Origin of the sequence: Sphingomonas jinjuensis, assembly GCF_014197105.1 — a bacterium.
Taxonomy (GTDB): domain Bacteria; phylum Pseudomonadota; class Alphaproteobacteria; order Sphingomonadales; family Sphingomonadaceae; genus Sphingomonas; species Sphingomonas jinjuensis.
The window spans coordinates 1-19,083 of the sequence record NZ_JACIEV010000015.1 but is presented as its reverse complement, the minus strand read 5'-3'; the positions used below and the strand labels follow the sequence as shown (position 1 = coordinate 19,083).

At 68.1% G+C, this 19,083-nt stretch carries 15 protein-coding genes; 7 read left to right on the top strand and 8 right to left on the bottom strand.

All coding sequences use genetic code 11. The annotated features are described in order from the left end of the window. Positions 1 to 69: 69 nt before the first annotated feature. From GGQ80_RS17335 to GGQ80_RS17320, 4 genes are read right to left on the bottom strand one after another with little or no spacing between them, the layout of a single operon-like run. Positions 70 to 1,554 (bottom strand): M61 family metallopeptidase, encoded by a 1,485-nt coding sequence (locus tag GGQ80_RS17335; RefSeq protein ID WP_183987211.1) that lies wholly within the window; start codon positions 1,552 to 1,554, stop codon positions 70 to 72. Continuing rightward, a complete protein-coding gene (locus GGQ80_RS17330) occupies positions 1,548 to 2,996 on the bottom strand; it encodes a S10 family peptidase (protein ID WP_183987209.1) in 1,449 nt (482 codons plus the stop codon). Before GGQ80_RS17330 ends, GGQ80_RS17335 begins: the two co-directional genes overlap by 7 nt. Further along, entirely contained in the window at positions 2,996 to 4,573 is a 1,578-nt protein-coding gene (locus GGQ80_RS17325; RefSeq protein ID WP_183987207.1) for a S10 family peptidase, read from the bottom strand. The genes GGQ80_RS17330 and GGQ80_RS17325 overlap by 1 nt, the downstream gene beginning before the upstream one ends. Beyond that, a complete protein-coding gene (locus tag GGQ80_RS17320) occupies positions 4,570 to 4,764 on the bottom strand; it encodes a hypothetical protein (protein ID WP_183987204.1) in 195 nt (64 codons plus the stop codon). The genes GGQ80_RS17325 and GGQ80_RS17320 overlap by 4 nt, the downstream gene beginning before the upstream one ends. A 136-nt stretch (positions 4,765 to 4,900) precedes the next feature. Here GGQ80_RS17320 and GGQ80_RS17315 point away from each other — a divergent pair, with 136 nt between their 5' ends. From GGQ80_RS17315 to GGQ80_RS17290, 6 genes are all read left to right on the top strand, one after another. Then, entirely contained in the window at positions 4,901 to 7,966 is a 3,066-nt protein-coding gene (locus GGQ80_RS17315) for a TonB-dependent receptor domain-containing protein (RefSeq protein ID WP_183987202.1), read from the top strand. Further along, complete coding sequence (locus GGQ80_RS17310) at positions 7,966 to 9,684, top strand: M61 metallopeptidase family protein (RefSeq protein ID WP_221364477.1); 1,719 nt, start codon at positions 7,966 to 7,968, stop codon at positions 9,682 to 9,684. The genes GGQ80_RS17315 and GGQ80_RS17310 overlap by 1 nt, the downstream gene beginning before the upstream one ends. Beyond that, entirely contained in the window at positions 9,681 to 11,756 is a 2,076-nt protein-coding gene (locus tag GGQ80_RS17305; RefSeq protein WP_343051089.1) for an amidohydrolase family protein, read from the top strand. The genes GGQ80_RS17310 and GGQ80_RS17305 overlap by 4 nt, the downstream gene beginning before the upstream one ends. Then, complete coding sequence (locus GGQ80_RS17300; protein WP_183987200.1) at positions 11,719 to 12,153, top strand: RidA family protein; 435 nt, start codon at positions 11,719 to 11,721, stop codon at positions 12,151 to 12,153. Before GGQ80_RS17305 ends, GGQ80_RS17300 begins: the two co-directional genes overlap by 38 nt. Beyond that, positions 12,150 to 13,457 carry an APC family permease gene (locus GGQ80_RS17295; RefSeq protein ID WP_246347182.1) on the top strand — a complete coding sequence of 436 codons (1,308 nt, stop codon included), beginning with the start codon at positions 12,150 to 12,152 and terminating at the stop codon, positions 13,455 to 13,457. Before GGQ80_RS17300 ends, GGQ80_RS17295 begins: the two co-directional genes overlap by 4 nt. Positions 13,458 to 13,583: 126 nt before the next feature. Further along, positions 13,584 to 14,741, top strand: a complete 1,158-nt coding sequence (locus tag GGQ80_RS17290) for a pyridoxal phosphate-dependent aminotransferase (protein WP_183987197.1) — start codon at positions 13,584 to 13,586, stop codon at positions 14,739 to 14,741. Position 14,742: 1 nt separating this feature from the next. Here GGQ80_RS17290 and GGQ80_RS18785 read toward each other — a convergent pair whose 3' ends face one another. Both GGQ80_RS18785 and GGQ80_RS17280 read right to left on the bottom strand, forming a co-directional pair. Then, positions 14,743 to 15,225 (bottom strand): winged helix-turn-helix transcriptional regulator, encoded by a 483-nt coding sequence (locus tag GGQ80_RS18785; RefSeq protein ID WP_183987195.1) that lies wholly within the window; start codon positions 15,223 to 15,225, stop codon positions 14,743 to 14,745. Between the two features lie 36 nt (positions 15,226 to 15,261). Continuing rightward, positions 15,262 to 16,713: a S10 family serine carboxypeptidase-like protein gene (locus GGQ80_RS17280; RefSeq protein ID WP_183987193.1), complete on the bottom strand. Its 1,452-nt coding sequence runs from the start codon at positions 16,711 to 16,713 to the stop codon at positions 15,262 to 15,264. 155 nt (positions 16,714 to 16,868) lie between these two features. Here GGQ80_RS17280 and GGQ80_RS17275 point away from each other — a divergent pair, with 155 nt between their 5' ends. Then, positions 16,869 to 17,813, top strand: a complete 945-nt coding sequence (locus tag GGQ80_RS17275) for an ornithine cyclodeaminase family protein (protein ID WP_183987191.1) — start codon at positions 16,869 to 16,871, stop codon at positions 17,811 to 17,813. Positions 17,814 to 18,020: 207 nt separating this feature from the next. On the opposite strand, the gene GGQ80_RS17270 is transcribed toward GGQ80_RS17275, so the two are convergent. Both GGQ80_RS17270 and GGQ80_RS17265 read right to left on the bottom strand, forming a co-directional pair. Further along, complete coding sequence (locus GGQ80_RS17270; RefSeq protein ID WP_183987189.1) at positions 18,021 to 18,368, bottom strand: lysozyme inhibitor LprI family protein; 348 nt, start codon at positions 18,366 to 18,368, stop codon at positions 18,021 to 18,023. 128 nt (positions 18,369 to 18,496) lie between these two features. Further along, complete coding sequence (locus tag GGQ80_RS17265; protein ID WP_484592910.1) at positions 18,497 to 19,015, bottom strand: MmyB family transcriptional regulator; 519 nt, start codon at positions 19,013 to 19,015, stop codon at positions 18,497 to 18,499. Positions 19,016 to 19,083: the final 68 nt, after the last annotated feature.

Here is a 19,083-nt window from a genome sequence, read left to right as displayed (position 1 = left end):
CTAAACCACAATCTGCTATCGCGGGCTGCGCTAGGGCGGCGGTTCAGCCAGCCGGGGCCGAATCCTGGCTCAGCGAGCGCAGCGGCTGTCGGGCACGTCAACGACGCGCGTCCACCGATAGCCCGGGACGTTGCCGGCATAGGTCGCCGGCTGACGCGTGAAGCAGGGGCCGAACGCGTCGCTTTGCGGCGCCAGCGTGTCGATGCCGTCGATGATCAGCCGCTCGAAACGCGTCTTTTCCCCAGGGCCGAGTTCGGCCGTGACCATCGCGATCCAGCGGGCATTGTCGAAGCTCTGGCCCTTTTCGCGGGCGAGGAACATCGGGAAGAGCACGCTGTCGAGCGTCCGCTTCCCGCCGGATGCGGCCCGGATGCGTGCGTCGAGATCGTAGAAGTAGAGCGCGCCCCGACGGTAGGGAGTATGACGCACTTCCTCGTCTCCGAAGCCAACCTTGGTAATCTGAGCTGCCGACCAGTTGCGTGCCTTGCTGGTGTAATATTCCTCGGCCAGCGTGTTGATCGCTGCCTGATATGCCGCCGGCGTGACGAACCCGCCGCGCAGCATCAGCAGGTCCTGGTAATAGTTGGTCAGTCCTTCGGTAAACCAGCTGGCGATGCCGTTGGGTTCCTGGATGTTGCCGACCCATTGGTGGATCATCTCGTGGAACAACGTCGATCGCGGCGCGACTGCCGTTTCGCTGGGCGCGAGGGGGCCGCGCGCGAGCATGAACGACTGGGTCAGCGCGGTGGCGCCGCCGAACGGCGGCTGTTCGCGGAACTGAAGGAACACGCGATAGGGTGGCGTCGGCTTCAGATGCGGGAAATAGCGCGCCAGATAGTCATGGCCGCGCGCCGTGTAGGCCATTTCGGCAGGCGCTTCGAAGGTCGGGCGGCCGAGCCAGGTCGCGCTGAAGCCGCCGGCGGCACCGACCGGTGGATAGCGGCCGGCGGGGCCTGCGAGGATCCAGGCGCCCTGCAACGCCTCCGGCGGACCCTTGACGATGAAGCTGGTGCCGTCGCCCAACGAGGTGCTGGCGATCGAGCCCACCGGCAAGGCCGTCAGATCCCAGCGGACGCGAGTCTCGGCAACCGTGCTGTCGTCGGGAAACATCAGCAGCGTCGACCCGGCGCCGACGACGCCGCCGCCGACCGCCCGCAGTCCGAACGGCGGCCCGTTGGCGCCGCCCGGCGGCTGCACGGCCATGCGGAAGCGCAACCGGAACGGATAGACGACGCTACGCTCGGCGGCCCAATGGCGCATATAGGGGAAGCCGCCCGGAACCGGGGGGTCGTCACGCGTTGCCAGCGACACGGTGCCGGTCGCGTCGGTCGCGGTGATCGCGCTCAGCCGGTCGGCAACGCCCGGCGAGCCGGGATAGACGATCGGTGCCCAGAGCGTCAGCCTGTCGGGGCCCTTCGGCAGAACGAGCTCTACGTCGATCGCGCTGACCGCGCCGGTCGCAACAATGGGCTTCAGCGTCACCACGGCCATCTGCGCCGACGCCGACGGCGCGACGATCAGCGCCGCGGCGGCGACCAGCGATGCCCTTACCATTGCCGCGTCACCATCGCACGGATGTCGGTCATCAGCCGCTTGAGGCTGGCGTCGATCGTGTAGGGCATGTGTCCCCCCTGATATTTGGCGCTGCGCACGCGGGTGCGCGGCCAGCCGGATTGAGCGAGCAGATAGTCCATCGCACCGATCGTGGTCTGGGTATCGTAATAGCCGTTCGCGACGAACAGGCGGAATGCAGGATCGGCAGCGAAGAGGTCGGTGATGGCGCGGCCATAGGGCCAATCGCCGAACGGCGAGATGTTCGGCCCCCAATTCCAGTCGTTTAGGCCGCCCTGGAAAGGATTGTCGGTGGTATAGGAGCCGAGTGCGGCTGCCTTCAGATCGGTTGCCAGATAGCGTTGCAGCTGCGCCTGATAGGCATCGGGGATCGCGTCGAACGGCTGTGGGCCCTCCAGGGGTCCGACATAGCGGGCATCGTTGGTGCCGAGCAGGCGGCCGGGGAACAGCGCGCGCTGATAGTCGGTCTTGGTCATGCGCAGCGCATTGGAAAGCCAATGGTCGGCGGGGATGCCGGTGAACGCCTGAAGCTCGGCGGCGGCGGCCTGGCGGCGGGGCAGGGGAGCGGTGTCGCCGGCGAACAGCAGCGTCAGATACTCGCCCGCACCCCACCTTTCCGCATCGGCGACGAACCGGTCAAAGCTGCGGCCGCGGCGATCCGCCTTGCCATGCCACCAGGCGGTGGCGGCGAGCGTCGGCAGCGAGACGGCATAGCTGATGATGTTGCCGCGGCGCTGGGCGTATTCGATGATGTTGACTGCCTGGCCGATCAGGATCAGCCCGGCGGGCGCCCGGCCGACGGCCGCGAGTTGCTTCGCGGCTTCAGGCGCGCGCATCGTGCCGTAGCTTTCGCCGACGAGATAGACGGGCGAACGCTCACGGCCATGAGCCTTGGTCCAGGCGAGGACCAACTGCTGAAGCTGGCGCGCGTCGGCGACGTTGCCGAACTGGCTCTTGGCGTCGACACCGGGGGCGAGGCGGCTGAAGCCGGTGCCGGCGGGATCGAAGAAGACGATATCGGCGACGTCGAGCACGGTGTCGGGATTGTCGACGACGCGAAAGCTGGCGGGCGGGGCGGTGACGTCGTCCGGGATCGCTACGCGCCTGGGCCCGAAGGCGCCCATGTGGAGGATCGCCGAGGGGGCGATCGGGCCGCCGTTGAACACGAACAGCACCGGCCGTGCGGCGGTAGCGTCGCGCGCGACATAGGAGATGGCGGCTAGGCGCGCGACCGGCTTGCCGTCCGGCGTGGTGGCGTCGAACGACTCGATGGCGGCGCGATAGGCGACGCGCTTGCCCGCGAAGGTGCCGACGTGGTCGGTGACGATCGGAGCGGGGATCGTGACGGCGGCCAACGCTGGCTGCTGCTGCGCGGATGCGGCGGGGGCGGCGAGCAACAGCGCGGGAAAGAGGCAGCGGATCATCACTTGCTCTCCGACAGCGGACGGCCCTGTGCCGCGCGCTGGATGAAATCGCGCAGGTCGGCAGCCATGCGGACGCCCGACGCACCGACATAGGGCATATGACCCGAGACATAGGCGCGATCGACGACGCGGGCCGTCGGCAGGCCGCGCTGGGCGATGCCGTAGCGCGCGGTGCCGACCGCGCCGAACAGGTCGAACCAGCCCTGCGCCGACATCAGCCAAAGGTCGGGATTGCGGCGCATCGCCGCGGCGAGATCGGCGCCGGGGTCGCTTTCCTCGCGGTTCCACTTCCAGCGCGTGTTGACGTTGACCCAGTCGATCAGGACGTAGTCCTCGTCGATCGCCACCCCCAGCTCGTCGCGCAGATACTGGTTGAGCGCGCCGGTGAAGACCGCGCCGTACTGGCCCATCGCCGCATCGTCGCCGACCGGATCGCCCAGCGAGTTGGCGACCGGCAGCGTGTAGCGCGTATCGTAGGTGCCGACCACCTGACCCTGAGCGGCGAGCAATGCGCCGGCGAAGTCCGCCTGGGTGACGCGCAGCTTTCGTTGCACAATGAGCGCGGGCGGCAGGCCGTTGAAGCCCGCCTCCTCCTGCGCCAGCGACGCGATCGTCGCGGCATCGAGGGCGCTGCCGCGGTTCAGTGCCGGTATCAGCCGGGTACGCGCGAAGCGGTCGGCATCGGCGAGGAACGCGTCCATCTCGCGTCCGGCGTGGCTGACGCGACCATGGTACCAGGCGGTCGCGGCCTGGGTGGTGAAGCCGGTGAGGAAGCTGTCGTTGCCCGCGGGCTTGGCGAGGCCGCCGTCGCCACCGACCAGCACCACGCCGTTGAGGGCGATGCCGTGGAGCGTGCCGTCGAGGAAGCCGCCCATCAGACGGCGCGCGACCAGCGCCGCACGCGTGGTGCCGTAGCTTTCGCCGAGCAGGAATTTGGGGCTGCCCCAGCGGTGGTGGCGGCGAAGCCAGCGCTCGATGAATTGGACGGTCGCCGCCGCATCTTCTTCGCTGCCGTAGAAGCTTTCCGGCTTGCCGGCGCCGAACCAGCGGCTGAAGCCGGTGCCGACCGGGTCGACGAAGACCAGATCGGCGACGGCGAGCACGCTGTCGGGATTGTCGACGACGCGGAAGGGCGGCACCTGCGACGTGGTGACGTCGCGATACTCGACCTTGCGCGGGCCGAGCAGCCCCATGTGCAGCCACACCGACGACGATCCGGGGCCGCCGTTCCAGACGAAGACGACCGGGCGCTGCGCCACGGGCTCGCGCGTGTCGGCGAGGTAGGAGAAGGAGAAGACCGAGCCGGTCGGCTGGCCAACGGGATCGGTCAGCACCGTGTCCTCCGCCACCACCGAATAGCGCAGTCGCCGGCCGGCGAAGGTGCCGGTCTTCGTGGTGACGAAGCGCCGGGCGGCGGGGACGGGGCGGACGCTGCCGGCGGCAGGCATGTCGAGCAGCGCGCCCTTGCTCATCCCCGGGACGCGCATGACGGGATTTGCTTCAGGCGGCTGCTTCTGCGCCATGGCGGGGGCGGCGAGAAACCAAGCCGCCGCCAGCATTAGGACCGCACGTATCATCCTGCTTTACCCCCAATATCCCGACGCGATTGTAGCGGAGCGCGACATCGCATCCATGTCGATTTGCCGACGGGATCGAAGCTTGGCGCATAAACATGCCGGCTGCTGCTCGCCCGCCGGATGATCGTGATCGCGACGGTGACGGTAGCGCCCAGCACTGGATCAGACAGCTCGGTGATGGGATAAATCATGCGCCACCGCGCCGGTTTGTCGCAACAAAAGCAAAGAAATGTCGCGCCCGCCGCGTAACCTGATGCGTGTGACCCACCCCGACGAGAGGGCGGGCGCGATGCAGGCAGGCGACGCACGACTATCGAGGGGGACTTTATGCGATCTGTAACCACTGACGGGCTGCGGGGCGCGTTGCTGGCGACCACTGCGATCACCGTGCTGCTGCTGAGCAGCGCCGCACACGCCCAGACCGCGGAGCCAGCGCCGCCGGCGCAGGTCGCGTCCGGCAGCATCGAGGCCGCGCTGCCCGACGACACCGCTGGCGACGACGTCGTCGTCACCGGATCGCGCATCCGTCGCTCCGCCACCGACACCACCGTGCCGATCGCCGTCGTCGACCAGCAGGCGATCACCGATCGTGGCTTCGTCAGCGCGGCCCAGGCGCTCAACAACCAGCCGTCGATCAACCGCCAGCTCGCCCAGGCATCGGGGAGCGGCGCGTCGAGCGGCAGCGGCATCCAGGCGCCGTCGCTGTTCGGGCTGGGCACCGGGCGTACGCTGACGCTGATCAACGGCCGCCGCACGGTGACGACGTCGAGCGGGCTGGGCGATTCGCAGGTCGACGCCAACATCGTGCCGCTCGGTCTGTTGCAGCGGGTCGAGGTGGTGCAGGGTGGCGCCGCGGCGGTCTATGGCTCGGACGCGATCGCCGGCGTGGTCAACTATATCCTGCGCCGAGACTTCGACGGGATCGAGGCCGATGCGCAGTCGAGCATCACCAGCCGCGGCGATTATCCGCAGTACAGCGCGCGGCTGACCGCGGGGCGCAACTTCGGCGGCGGGCGCGGCAACATCGCCGCCAACGTCGAATGGTCGAAGACCGAGCCGCTCGCCTTCGCCAGCCGCCCGCGCACCCAGCTGGCGCGGATCACCGTGCCCAACAGCGCCAACACCAGCGCGAGCGACGGCATCCCGTCGACGCGCGAGATCTTCGATGCGCGCTTCTGGGAGTTCAACCCGAATGGCGTGATCTTCACGACCCCGGCGCCGGTCGCCGGGTTCCTGCTCAATCGCCAGTTCCAGCCCGATGGCAGCGTCGCGCCGTTCAGCATCGGCACGCAATATGGCGTTCCCTTCGCCAGCGGCGGCGACGGTTTCCGCTATTCGAACCTGGTCGGCACGCTGCGCACCGGCGTCGAGCGGGTCACCGCCAACGTCATCGGCCACTATGACCTGACCGACGGCATTACCGCGTCGACCGAGCTGCTATACGCGCGAACCGAAGCGATCGAGGGGCTCCAGGTCCGATCGAACACCGTCCTGGGCTCCGCCGCGGCGGGGACGGGGCCGATCGCGTTCACGATCAACAATCCCTTCCTGACCCGGTCGGCGATCGCGACGCTGTCGGCCGCGCGGCCAGCGTTCGCCGCCGGCGCACCGCTGTTCCTGTCGAAGGTGTTCAACGACCTGACGCCCGACAACAACCAGCGCTATCGCACCGACACCTATCGCGGCCTGTTGGGCCTCGAGGGCAAGTTCGACCTGGGCGGGCGGCGTTTCGACTGGAACGTGTCCGGCAGCTATGCGCGGGTGGACGGCAGCACGCAGGGCTGGGGCGTGATCCTGTCGCGCTACAACAACGCGATCAGCGCGACGCGCAACGCGGCGGGGCAGATCGTCTGCTCGATCAACGCCGACGCCAACACGGCCAACGACGACAGCGCCTGCGCGCCGATCAATCCGTTCGGCGACGGCAACGTGTCGGCGGCGGCACGCAACTATGTCTCCGCGCGGTCGGGCAGCCGCTATCGCAACGAGCAGGTCGACGTGCTGGCGACGCTGAGCGGCTCGGTGGTGACGCTGCCGGCGGGTGATGCCAAGGTCGCCGCGGCCTATGAGCATCGCGACGAGCGGGTGCGCTTCCGCCCGTTCGCGGCCGACCAGCAGGGCATTCTCGGCAATCCGGCCGTGCTGCCGACGCAGGGCAAGTACAACACCGACGAGCTGTCGGGCGAAGTGTTGGTGCCGCTGGTCGGCGGCGACTTCACGCTGCCGCTGGTCCACGCGCTTGAGGCGTCCGGGGCGTATCGCTACGTCGACAACTCGATCGCGGGGCATGAAAATGTCTGGAACGCGGGGCTGCGCTGGGAGGTCGTGCCGGGGATCACGCTGCGCGGCAATCGAAGCCGCAACTTCCGCGCGCCGACCCTGACCCAGCTGTTCGCACCGTCGTCGACCGGGCTGGCGAGCGGCAACCCGGACCCTTGCGATGCCGACCGTATCGCCGGCGGCCCCAACCCGACGCAGCGGCGTGCCGCCTGCCTGGCATTGTTCCAGGCGAACCCCACCTATGGCACCGGCGGACCGGGCGGCGCGGCCACCGGGGCGTCGGCCGAAACCAGGCTGGCAGCGTTCCAGAATTCGGGTGAGAATTTCACCACGACACTGGTCACCACGGGCGGCAACCCGAGTCTGCGCAACGAGATCGCCAAGACCTGGACCTATGGTCTGGTCCTCCAGCCCAAGCTGATCCCGGGGCTGACGATCACCGCCGATCGCATCCAGATCGACCTGCGGGACGGCCTGTCGCCGTTCACGACGCAGAATTTCGCCGAGACCTGCTTCGACGACCCAAATCCGCCGGCGGCGGTGTGCACCGCCTTCACTCGGCTGGCGACCGCAACCTCCGCCAGCCAGGCGGGATCCTACGCGACCGGCACGACGACGACCTTCAACGCAGGCGTCATTCGTTTTCGTGGCGAGGTGTACAACGTCAACTATCTGTTGCCGCTGGGCGCGAAGGCCGGGCGGCTGGAGTTCGAGGCGGCGGCAACGCACACCTCGCTGCTGGAAAGCTCGGTAACCGGCACCGTCTTCGTCCGGTCGGACGGCACCGCGGTGAGCCCGATCACCGCGACGCCGCAGCCCGACTGGGTCGGACGGCTCGACCTGCGCTACGTTAACGGGCCGTTCCGGATGAGCTATCAGGCCTTCTACCTGAGCCCGGCGATCGCCCTGCCCGATGCGACGATCGAGAATAACCCCAACCCGCGGATCGCGAGCAATCTGACGCACAGCCTGTCGTTCCAGCTCGACCTCGAGCGGATGTCGTTCCGCTTCGGCGTCAACAACCTGACCGACAAGCAGCCGTCCTATCCGACGCTGCAATATGGCGACATCATCGGGCGGCAGTTCTATGCCGGCGTGAGGGTGAAGTTCTGATGCTGACGATGGCGCTGGCGGCGGCGGTAAGCGGACAACCGGCGGTGGCCATCACGCTGGCGCCGAAGCCTGCCGCCAGGGGGCAGGACAGGATCGCGACGATCGACGTGACGCTGCGCTTCGACGGCGTGGCGGCGGCGGCGGGCGAGGCGGTGCTCGGGTTGCCGCTGGTGACGAGCAACGTCGATACCGTCGCCACCGTGATCACCGTGCAGGCGAGCGACGCACGCGGTCCCCTGTCGCTGACCACGCGCGACGTGGTGCTGCCGACGGGGGCGGCGCGTGATGCCGATACCGGGGGCCCCAGCCGTCAGTGGGTGGCGAGCCGCGCGGTCGCCGGTAGGTTGACAGTGCGCTACACCATCCCCGCCACCGCCAGCCTGCCGCCGCGCGGGCCGGCGCCGCCGTTCGCGTTCAGCGACGATGGCGGCGGCACGTCGGGGGCGGGGCATGTCTTTCTGCTGTTGCCGCCTGGCGATGCCGCCTATCGCGCCACGGTCGATTGGAATCTGTCGGCGCTGCCCAAGGGGACGCGCGGGGCCAGTTCCTATGGCGTCGGGCGGGTGATGGCGCCCGAGCCGTTGACCGCCGGGCAGCTGCGCATGGCCTATTACATGGCGGGCCGGGGAGTCGGTCAGTGGCCGGTGCCCGCGCGTGGTTTCTTCGCCGCCTGGCAGGGCAAGCCGCCGTTCGATGCCGCCGGGCTGATGCGGTGGACGGGCACGCTCTACGACCGTTACGCCAGCTTCTTCGGGCAGAAGACGCCGCCGCCCTATGGCGTGTTCCTGCGCTACAATCCAATCAATGCCGGGGGCGGCGTCGGGCTGTACCACAGCTTCGTGACGACTTTCGGCAGGTCAGGTGGACAGGGCAGCGATCCCGGCGAGATCAAGTTCACGCTCGCGCATGAGATGTTCCACACCTTCCAACCGTTCATCGAGGAACCCGCCGGGCTGGCGTCGTCATGGTTCGGCGAAGGACTGGCGACATTCTACCAGCGACGATTGCCGCTGCGCTACGGGCTGATCGGACCGGACGATTTCGTCAAGGACCTGAACTTCCACGCCGGGCGCTACTACACCAGCGCGATGGCGACGGTGCCCAATGCGGAAGTACCCACGCGCTTCTGGGCGGACACGCGGATCCGGACGCTGCCCTATGATCGCGGGATGCTGTATTTCGCCGACCTCGACGATCGGCTGCGCAAGGCTTCGGCGGGCAAGCGGTCGCTCGACGATCTGATGCTGGCGATGCTCGCGCGGCAGCACGGCGGGCGGACGACGACCAACGCCGATTGGGAGGCAGAGCTGCGCGGCGCGCTCGGCGAACCGGCGGTTGCCGATTTCCGCGCGTTTCTGGGCGGCACGATGCCGCTGCCGGCGTCCGACGCGTTCGGCCCCTGCTTCCGACGCGTCGCCAAGCCGCTGCGGCGGTACGAGCTGGGCTTCGATACCGCCGTTCTGGCGGAGCCGAAGCGGATCGTGCGTGGGCTGCAGGCGGGATCCGCGGCCGCCGCGGCGGGGCTCCGCGATGGTGACGAGATCGTCGTGCCGGTGCCGCAGGATGGCATCCAGGGTAACCAGACGCAGCGGCTGACGCTGGCCGTCAGACGCGAGGGGCGGGCGCTCAGCATCGACTATCTGCCACGCGGCGAGACGGGGCAGGCGTGGCAGTGGGAGCGCGTGTTGGGCGTTTCCGACAAGGCGTGCGCGCTGTGAAGGGCGTGCTGCTGCCGCTGATGATGATCGCGACGCCCGTCGCGGCGCAGACCGAGCGATTGTCGGTGGTCGCCAACGGCGAGATCGTCGGCACCGTCGTCGCGACGACCACCGGCAACAGGGTCAGCGTCGACTATCGGGTCGACGACAACGGCCGCGGACCGAAGCATCGCGAGGAGATCGAGCTCGGCGCCGGGGCGATGCCGGTCGGCTGGACGATCGCGGGCAGTTCGCTGATGGGCGGTCCGGTCAGCGAGCAATATCGCTGGGCGGCCGGGCGCGCGACGTGGAAGAGCCAGGCGGACAGCGGCGCGGTCGCGAGTGCGGCGCCAGGCCTCTATATCGTCAACGACGACAGCCCCTGGGCGCTGGGCGTCTATGCGCGCGCCGCGCTCGTCAAGGGTGGGGCGGTGACGACGCTGCCGGGCGGGCGGCTGGCGGTGACGAAGCTGCGGTCCATGAAGGTCGGGGCGACGGCGGTCGACGTCTATCGGCTGGAAGGGCCGCAACTCGCACCCGACTATCTGATGCTCGATGCCCAGCGGCGGCTATTCGCGACGTTCAGCGCGACGGGCGTGACGATCCGCAGCGGGCAGGAGCGCGAGGCGCCGGCGCTGATGACGCTGGGCGCCGAGCTGGAGGGCGAACGGGTGCGCGCGATCAGCCGCGCCGTCGCCCACCGCTACGACGTGCCGGTGCGGATCCGCAACGTCCGGGTGTTCGATCCCGCGAGCGGCACGCTGAGCGCGCCGGCGATCGTGGTGGTGATGCGCGACCGGATCACGCAGGTGCTGTCGGCCGCCGACGACAAGGGCGCCGCCCCCGCCGACCAGCTGGTGATCGACGGCGAGGGCGGGACGCTGATGCCCGGCCTCGCCGACATGCACTCGCACACGTCGCTGGGCGGGGGACTGTTCTATCTGGCAGCAGGCGTCACCACGACGCGCGACATGGGCAACGCCAACGGCTTCCTGCTCGACCTGTTGCCCCGGCTCGACAGTGGCGAGATCGCCGGGCCGCACGTCGTCGCCGACGGCTTCATCGAGGGACGCAGCCTCTTCTCGGCGCGCAACGGTATCATCTCCGACACGCTCGACGACGCGCTGCGGGCCGTGCGCTGGTATGCCGACCGCGGCTATCGCGAGATCAAGATCTACAACAGCTTCAATCCCGATTGGGTGAAGCCGGTCGCCGCCGAGGCGCATCGGCTGGGGCTGGGCGTGACCGGCCATGTGCCTGCCTTCTCGAGCCCCGACCGCGTCATCGGCGATGGCTATGACACGATCGCGCACATCAACCAGCTGATGCTCGGCTGGCTGCTCGAGCCCACCGACGACACGCGCACGCCGCTGCGGCTGACGGGGATGGCGCGGGCGGCGGACCTCGACCTGTCGTCGCCGCGGGTGCAGCGGACGGTGACGGCGATGCAGCAGCGCCACGTGTCGCTCGACACGACCGCGGTGATCCTCGAGCGGCTGATGCTGAGCCGGGCGGGTACCGTCGGTGCGGGCGACAAGGATTATCTGGCGCATATGCCGATCGGCTATCAGCGCCATCGCCAGCGCACCTTCGTGCCGCTGAAGGATGCCGGCGAGGACGCGCGCTACGTCGCCGCCTTCGCCAAGCTGCTCGAGGTGGTGAAGATGCTCGACGACCGCGGTATCCGGTTGTTGCCGGGCACCGACGACGGCACCGGCTTCACCGTTCAGCGCGAGGTCGAGCTCTACGTCGAGGCCGGGATCGCGCCGGCGCGGGCGCTGCGGCTGGCGACGCTGGGGGCGGCGGAGTATCTGGGTGAGGGCGCGCTGCGCGGCTCGGTCGCGCAGGGCAAGTTCGCCGATCTGGTGCTGGTCGCGGGCGACCCGACCCGCGACATCGCCGCGATCAAGCGGCCGCGGATGGTGATGCACGATGGCGCGATCTACTATCCGGCGGAAATTTATCAGCGGCTCGGTATCGCTCCCTTCGCGGCACCGCCGAAGGCGACGGCGCCGGCCACGACGACGGGAGGGACGGATGCGCCGGCTGGTACTCATGGCTTTGCTGCTGACGGGCGCGATCATTTCGACTGACGTGGGCGCGCAAGACCCGCGCTTCTTCACGCGGCCGGGATCGACGGTGCCGTTTTCGCCAGCGGTCCGCGCGGGGGACTATATCTTCCTCGCCGGGCAGATCGGGGTGGAGGACGATGGCAAGGTGCCGCCGGCGATGGCCGATCAGGCACGGCTCGCGATGGAGCATGTCCGCGATGCACTGGCACTCGCCGGGGGCACGATGGACGACATCGTCAAGTGCACGGTGATGCTCGACGACATGAGCCGGTGGGGCGAGTTCAACAAGACCTATGCCACCTTCTTCAAGCCCGGACGGATGCCCGCCCGCAGCGCATTCGGCACGCGGGGACTGGCGTTCGGGGCGGGGGTGGAAGTCGAATGCCTTGCCTACAAGCCGCTGAAGCGCGGGCGTTGAGCGGCGCCGACACGCGGCCATTGACGCGCGGCGTCGGCCTGACCGGCGTCGTGATGTTCGGCGCGGGAACGGCGATCGGCGTCTCGATCTTTTCGGTGCTCCAGCCCGCGGCGGCGGTGGCCGGATCGGGCCTGCTGGTGGCGATTGCGCTGGGCATCGTGCCGATGTTGCTGTTCGCGATCGTCTATGCATGGATGGCATCGGCGCTGCCGGTGTCGGGCGCGTCCTACGAATGGCCGCGGCGGTTCCTGAGCCCGTTCGCCGGCTTCGCGATCGCCTGGCTGCGGATCCTGAGCAACGTCGGCGCGCTGGTCGTGCTGGCGCGGGTGCTGGTCAACTACCTGAGTATGGCGATCGACCTGCCGGGTACCCCGATCGTCGCGGCGGCGATCACATTGGTGTTCGCGCTCAACTATGTCGGCGTCGCGGTGGCGGCGAAGGCGCAGACCGCGCTGATGCTGATGCTGATCACGATCCTGGCGCTGTTCGTCGGCACCGGCGCGCCGCAGGCGTCCGCGACGGCGATCGGGCCGCTGCTGGCCGAAGGCGGCTGGGCGGTGGTGGCGGCGGCGCCGTTGCTGATCAGCCTGTTCCTGGGGATCGAATCGGCGGTGGAGATCGGTGACGAGGTGCGCGAACCGCAACGGACCATCCCGCTGGGCATCGCGATCGCGGTATTGGTGACGGCACTGATCTATGGCGCGGTGGCGGCGACGGCGCTGGGGCTGGTCGGGCCGGCGGCGCTGGCGGCGAGCAAGGCGCCACTGCTTGACGCCGCGCGCGTGCCGCTGGGTGCGGCGGCGCTGCCGATCGTGGTCGGCGCCGCAACGGTGTCGATCCTGAAGACGATGAACGCGACCGCGCTGACCTTTTCGCGCAGCATCTATGCGATGGGGCTGAGCGGCGCGTTTCCGCCGGCGCTGGCCCACGTCCATCCGCGCTTCGGCACGCCGTACCGTGCGATCCTGTTCTGCTATGTCTGCGCGATGACGGGGCTGTTGATGCCGTCGAGCCTGGTGTTCCTGCTGCTCGCGGTGAACGTGCCGACGATGCTGAAGTATATGGCCTGCTCGCTGTGCGCAATCCGGCTGGCGGGGGGGCAGGGTGACATCGCGACGCGCGCGCGACTGCGCTTCCCACCGCGGCTGGTGATCTTTTCCGGCTGGGCCGCGGTGCTGGCGGCGGCGGCGATCATCGTCGCAGGGATCGAGGCCGACGGGCGACCCTATCTGCTGGTGCTCGGCTGGCTGGTGGTCGGGATCGTCGTCTACCTCGGCTATGCCCGCCACGCCGACGCCCGATAGTCTGTCGCCGCCTTCGCCTGTCTTGGGCAAGATTATGCAGCTTCAGCTGCAGGACCGGCGAAGTCGACAGACTATTTCCGCGCCGCGACCCTATTCTTGCCGGGCCATGGGGGAAGCACCACGGGAATGACCGCGATAGAAGCGATGACCGGCGACAGCTATGCCGAATGGGTGCGCCGCACGCTGATGCGGATGCGCGAGAGCGGCGGGCGGATCGTGCCCCTGTTCGACAGCTCGGTGCCGGAACCGCGCGCGTTGCTGACGGACCTCGTCGCGCGCAGTTTCGCCGAGCCGGTCACCGATCGCTATGCCAGCGCCTTCGCCAACGGCAATCCGTTCGTGATGGCGCATCTCGCGCGCGCCTATGGCGTCGGGCGCGATCAGTTGATCGCCACCACGGGCGCGACCGGCGCGCTGTCGATCCTGTACCGCGCGCTGGTGACGCCGGGCGAGCGGATCCTGGTCGAGACGCCGGGGTTCGACTTGTTCTCCCGGATCGGCGACCTGCACGGGATCGCTGTCGATCGATTTGTCCGCGCGGCGCCGGACTTCGCGCTGGACGTCGACGCGATCGCGGCGGCGCTGACGCCGACGACGCGGCTGGTGGTGTTGTCCAACCTGCACAATCCTTCCGGCGCACCGTGCGCGCACGAGGCGATGGTAGCGCTCGCCCGGCTCGCCGAGGCGCGAGGCGTGCTGGTCTTGGTCGACGAGGTGTACGGCGATTATGCCGACGCCGCGACACGGCCAGTGCCGGCGATGCGATTGTCCCCCAACATCATCACCATCAGCAGCCTTACCAAGATCTATGGCCTCAGCAGCCTGCGTTGCGGCTGGATCGTCGGTGATGCCGGAGTGCTGGCGCCGGTACGCACGCTGGTCGACCGTTTCGAATTCGGGATCTCCAACCTGGCGCATGCCGCAGCGGCGCTGGTGTTCGACGAGCAGCAGCTGTTCGACGCCTGGTCGCGCGACTGCGTGGCGGCGGCGCGACCGATCGCCGAAGCGGCGCTGGACGAATGGCGGGCGGCGCAGCTGATCGAGGGCGAGCTGCCGACGTTCGGCTGTATCGTCTTTCCCCGTCTGATCGGGATCGACGATACGCTGGCGTTCGCCGATTGGCTGGCCAAGCGATGCGGCGTCGTGGTGGCGCCCGGCGAGTATTTCGGGGCACCCGGCCATGTGCGGATCGGCTTCGCCCGGCCGCCGGCGGATCTGGCCTATGCGCTCGATGGTCTGGGCGAAGGCTTGTGCGCCTATCGGGCGTTGAAGGCGGTCGCCTGAGCTACAGCGCCTTGTTGCCGCGGACGGGGAGTGCGGTGGTGTATTTCATCTCCGCCAGCGTCACCGTCGACTGGATGTCGATGACGCCGGGCAGCTTCAGGATCGTCTTGAAGATGAACTGCTGATACCAGTCCATCGATGGCGCGATCACCTTGATCAGCAAGTCGCGCTCGCCGAAGATCGAATAGCATTCCAGGATCTCGGGCGTCAACTCGAGCTTCCGGTTGAAATCGGCGCGCTGCTCCTCGGTCAGCGTGCCAACCTTGAGCGTCGCGAAGATGAACAGGCTGCTGCCGAACTTGGCGCGATCGACCAGCGCGACCTGGCGGGTGATATAGCCTTCGTCGCGCAGACGCTGGAGACGGCGCCAGCAGGGCGATTGCGACAGACCGACCTTGTCGGCAAGCTCGCTGGTCGACAGCGATGAATCGCGTTGCACCTGTTCGAGGATGCGCAGATCGATCGTGGAGAGTTCGTCGCTCACGCCGCATAGACTATGCGGTCAATGCGACAGGGCAAGCTATTTCGCTGCGGCGATGAACGCACGGATGCTGGCGGCGCCGCGCGCGCGTTCGGCCTCGTCCTCGAACGGCGAATGGCCGCTGGCGAGCGGGAGCAGCGTCACCCGATCCATGGGCAGGTCGCCGCGCGTCAACGCGTGGCGCGTGGCGAGCCAGGGGGTGGCGAGATCGTAATAGCCACCGATCGCGAGCAGGCGGACGCCGGGGCGGGCGGCCATAGCTTGCGCGATGGCGGGCACAACGCTCCACGTCGCGCCGGGTTCGGTGTCGGGGCGCTGCCAATTCCAGGCGAAGTTGACGTCGAGCGTCAGCGATACATAGTCCCGGCTGGTGCGCACGCCGATGTCCTGCGTCAGATAGCGGGTGATCGGCGCCGAGACGATGACGTTGCTGCGGCCGAGGCCGAGCGACGGATCGTTAGCGGCGGCCGGGCGGTCGGCGTTGGCGGGAGGCGCCTTGGGCTGGGCGACACGGACGTCGAGGCGGCTGACGATGTGGCCTGGCAGGACCGTTTCGAGGAACGGCTGGGTTTGCGGACGGAGGTCGCTCGCGCCGGTGAAGCGGGTGACGGTCGCCTGGACGCGGTCGCGTTCCGCCGCGGGGAGCAGCGTGCCTTGTTGCAGCGCGACGGCATAGTCGGTCTCGGCGAAACGACGGGCGGCGTCCCACTGGGTCGCGGCGTCGCCGGGCTGGCGGCGGACGGCAGCGGCGAGCGCCATCGTCGGCAGGCGATCGATTGCGGCCTGGTCGGCGGCGGTGCCGAAATCGAGCGCGGGGGAGACGAGGATGAGGCCGGCCACGTTGAGCCCGTCGAGGTGCCGCGCCATCGTGCCCAGGCGATAGGTGCCATAGCTTTCGCCGGCGAGAAACAGGGGCGAGATGGTGCGGCGGTTGGCTCGGAGCCAGTCGCGCACCAACGTCAGCACCGCGGTGGCGTCGCCCTCGACGCTCCAATAGCGCTGGCCGCCGCCGGGGCGCAGCGGGCGGCTGAAGCCGGTGCCGACCGGGTCGACGAACACGAGGTCGGCAACGTCGAGCAGCGTCTCGCCATTGTCGAGCAGTGCGCGATTGCCGCTGGCATCACGCGGGCCAAGGCGGCGGGGGCCGAAGGCGCTGAAATGAAGCGGGGAGGAGGAGGCGCCTGGGCCGCCATTGAACAAGATCACGACAGGGCGGGTCGCGGGGTCGCTGACGTCGGTGCGGACATAGCTGGTCGCCGAGATCGTCGCGTCGGGCACGCCGGCAGGATCGCGAAGGACCGTTTCCGACCAAGTGGCGCGATAGCGCAGCCGCTGTCCGGCGAGGACGATCGTCGCCCTAGTGCTGGCGGGGGCGAGCGGTGCGTCCGTCGCGACCGGGATCGGCGCGGCGACCGGGCGCTTTTGCGCGAGCACGGGCGGCGCTAGCGCCGCGCCAGCGCAGGCCAACGTCCATCCGATTGCCTTCCCCATTGCGCTTCCTTTCCGCTCGTCCGGAGCAGCTTATCGGAGCTGGCGGCAAAAACCTGTCTTGCGAACGTCGTTCCAGCGAACCTGCGGATAATTTTTGCCGATGGCAGCGGGAACGGGGTAGAAAGTCTTCGCCCCTCTCGCGGCAGGATCGCACCATGACCGGCTTTCCCTTCTACGATCGCGACGCGGTCGAGCGGCTTCTCGACTATCCTGGCTGCATCGGCGCGATGCGCGCTGCGATGTGCCAGTTCAGTGCGGAGAGGCGTGAGCAGCCGCTGCGGCAGATCATCGAGCCGGCGCCTGCAAAGCTTTTCGCGCTGATGCCAGGGATGCTAAGTATTGATGAGGGCTTCGGGGCGAAGGTGATCACAGTGTTTCCCGATCTCGCGCGAGATGGGCGGGCGGGGCACCGCGGGCTTGTCATCCTATTTGACCCCGAGAGCGGGGATGTTGCGGCAATGGCCGATGCGGGCGCGATTACCGAAATCCGCACCGCATGCACGACTGCGGTCGCAACCGATGCGCTGGCGCGGGCGGACGCGCGAACGCTGGGCGTGTTCGGCTGCGGAGCGCAGGCGGCAACTCATCTGCGCGCCATCGCGCTGGTCCGGCCGCTGGAGGATGTGCGGATATGGGGGCGCGACGAGGGGCGCGCCGAAGCCTTCGCGCAGAAGGCCGAAGCGGAAACCGGTTTGCCAATCCGCGCGGTTGCGGATCCGCGTGAGGCGGCAGAGGCGGACATCGTCACGACCGTTACGAGTTCGGCGCAGCCAGTACTGTTTCGCGACTGGTTGCAGCCGGGCGCGCACGTCAATCTCGTCGGATCGAGCTATGCCGGTCCGATGGAGGTCGACACGGCGCTCGTCGCCGCCACTCGATTCATCGTCGATAGTCGCCGCTCGGCATTGGTCGCGGCGGCCGAGTTCATTGCGGCTCGTTCGGAGGGGCTGATCGACGACGGCCATATTGTCGCGGAGCTTGGCGAGGTACTGAGCGGTGAAGCAGTCGGGCGCATAGCGTCAGGCCAGCTCACGACCTTCAAATCACTTGGACATATTGTTCAGGACCTAGCGGCGTTGCGCTATATTCACGCAGCGTAAATCGCTTAAGCTAGAACCGACTAAAACACCGCTCATTATCAACATATAAATCTATGAAAGTCTTATTGACTTTGAATTTTTAAATACGGGCTTACTTCGATCCCGTAGATCCTCCTGAACGAACGTCCGCTTGCGGGGCATCGCCGAGGGATTGCCAACGTCGGTAATTGGGTCATCACATCTGGCCGTAGGCGGGCGTCGGCGAAGTTAGCGGAAGCGCGTCAGCCAGCTAGTCCGGCGGGTGGTCTGCTTTGTCAGGCATGCGGGATGGTTCAACGTCTCGATCGTGCCAACGCCAGAGCGGTCGTCGATCGGGCAAGCCGCATCGCGCTTTCTAATCCACGCGCGTTGCGATGCGCGCAGAACGGCCCGACGGGCGACCGGAATGCGCTTCATCGCCGCACTATACGTGGCGTTCAGTTGCGCGTCGGCTCGCTGGTAGTCCGCGACGTAACAGGCCGACATGGCGGGGGTCACGCCACGCGCCGCCTCGCCCTCATTGAGGCACCGATCGAGTTGAGTGGTGGCGGCAAGGACAAGTGCGAGGGCTAGCATCGGCAATCTCCGTTGCGACGTAAACGCTAGGCCGCAACCGCGGTTGCTCCACCGATGGCCGCACAGCCGGTGACCAGGGTGACCAGCGCGGGTTTGAGATCCGCCAAGCCATGCAGCGCTCGTCAGGATCATTCACTTTGGCGCGCGTCCAGCAGCGCGCGCAGGCGATCGGCGTCGTCGGGTGAAGCGGGATTGTAGATTATCATCCCGAGTTCCGGCCTGCCTTCAACGGCGAAGGAGGAGAATTCCATCGCGAGTAGCCCTGCGTCGGGATGGTGGATGCGCTTCACGCCGTCTCCGTGTGCGACCACGTCATTGTCCTGCCATAACGCCTCGAATTCGGCACTGACCCGGCAGAGCTCGGCGACGAGCTTTGTTGCCTCCACGCTGTTGTTCGCGCCCGCACGCGCTACGTCGGCGCGAAAGGCGCCGACCACGAAGCGAGCGATGCTTTCCCAATTTTCGTTCCGTGCGCGGACATGGTCGCTGCCGAACATAAGCCGGAGGATGTTGCGTCCCTCGCGCGGCAGCTTGGCATAGTCTGTCAGCAGCACCGCCGCCGCTCGGTTCCAGCCGACGACATCCCACATCGCCGTCTTGATGATCGCGGGGCTCAGGGCTGAGCTGCCCCCTTCTGAGTGGTCCATCGACTATGACAGTCTGGATCAAGGAAGGGACGACGAATGCCTTCGAAGAAGCACAAGCCCGAGGAGAT

Coding starts and splice junctions, on each gene's coding strand:
- GGQ80_RS17335 (WP_183987211.1), bottom strand. CDS start 1,554: ATGGTAAGGGCATCGCTGGTCGCCGCCGCGGCGCTGATCGTCGCGCCG.
- GGQ80_RS17330 (WP_183987209.1), bottom strand. CDS start 2,996: ATGATCCGCTGCCTCTTTCCCGCGCTGTTGCTCGCCGCCCCCGCCGCA.
- GGQ80_RS17325 (WP_183987207.1), bottom strand. CDS start 4,573: ATGATACGTGCGGTCCTAATGCTGGCGGCGGCTTGGTTTCTCGCCGCC.
- GGQ80_RS17320 (WP_183987204.1), bottom strand. CDS start 4,764: ATGATTTATCCCATCACCGAGCTGTCTGATCCAGTGCTGGGCGCTACC.
- GGQ80_RS17315 (WP_183987202.1), top strand. CDS start 4,901: ATGCGATCTGTAACCACTGACGGGCTGCGGGGCGCGTTGCTGGCGACC.
- GGQ80_RS17310 (WP_221364477.1), top strand. CDS start 7,966: ATGCTGACGATGGCGCTGGCGGCGGCGGTAAGCGGACAACCGGCGGTG.
- GGQ80_RS17300 (WP_183987200.1), top strand. CDS start 11,719: ATGGCTTTGCTGCTGACGGGCGCGATCATTTCGACTGACGTGGGCGCG.
- GGQ80_RS17290 (WP_183987197.1), top strand. CDS start 13,584: ATGACCGCGATAGAAGCGATGACCGGCGACAGCTATGCCGAATGGGTG.
- GGQ80_RS17280 (WP_183987193.1), bottom strand. CDS start 16,713: ATGGGGAAGGCAATCGGATGGACGTTGGCCTGCGCTGGCGCGGCGCTA.
- GGQ80_RS17275 (WP_183987191.1), top strand. CDS start 16,869: ATGACCGGCTTTCCCTTCTACGATCGCGACGCGGTCGAGCGGCTTCTC.
- GGQ80_RS17270 (WP_183987189.1), bottom strand. CDS start 18,368: ATGCTAGCCCTCGCACTTGTCCTTGCCGCCACCACTCAACTCGATCGG.
- GGQ80_RS17265 (WP_484592910.1), bottom strand. CDS start 19,015: ATGGACCACTCAGAAGGGGGCAGCTCAGCCCTGAGCCCCGCGATCATC.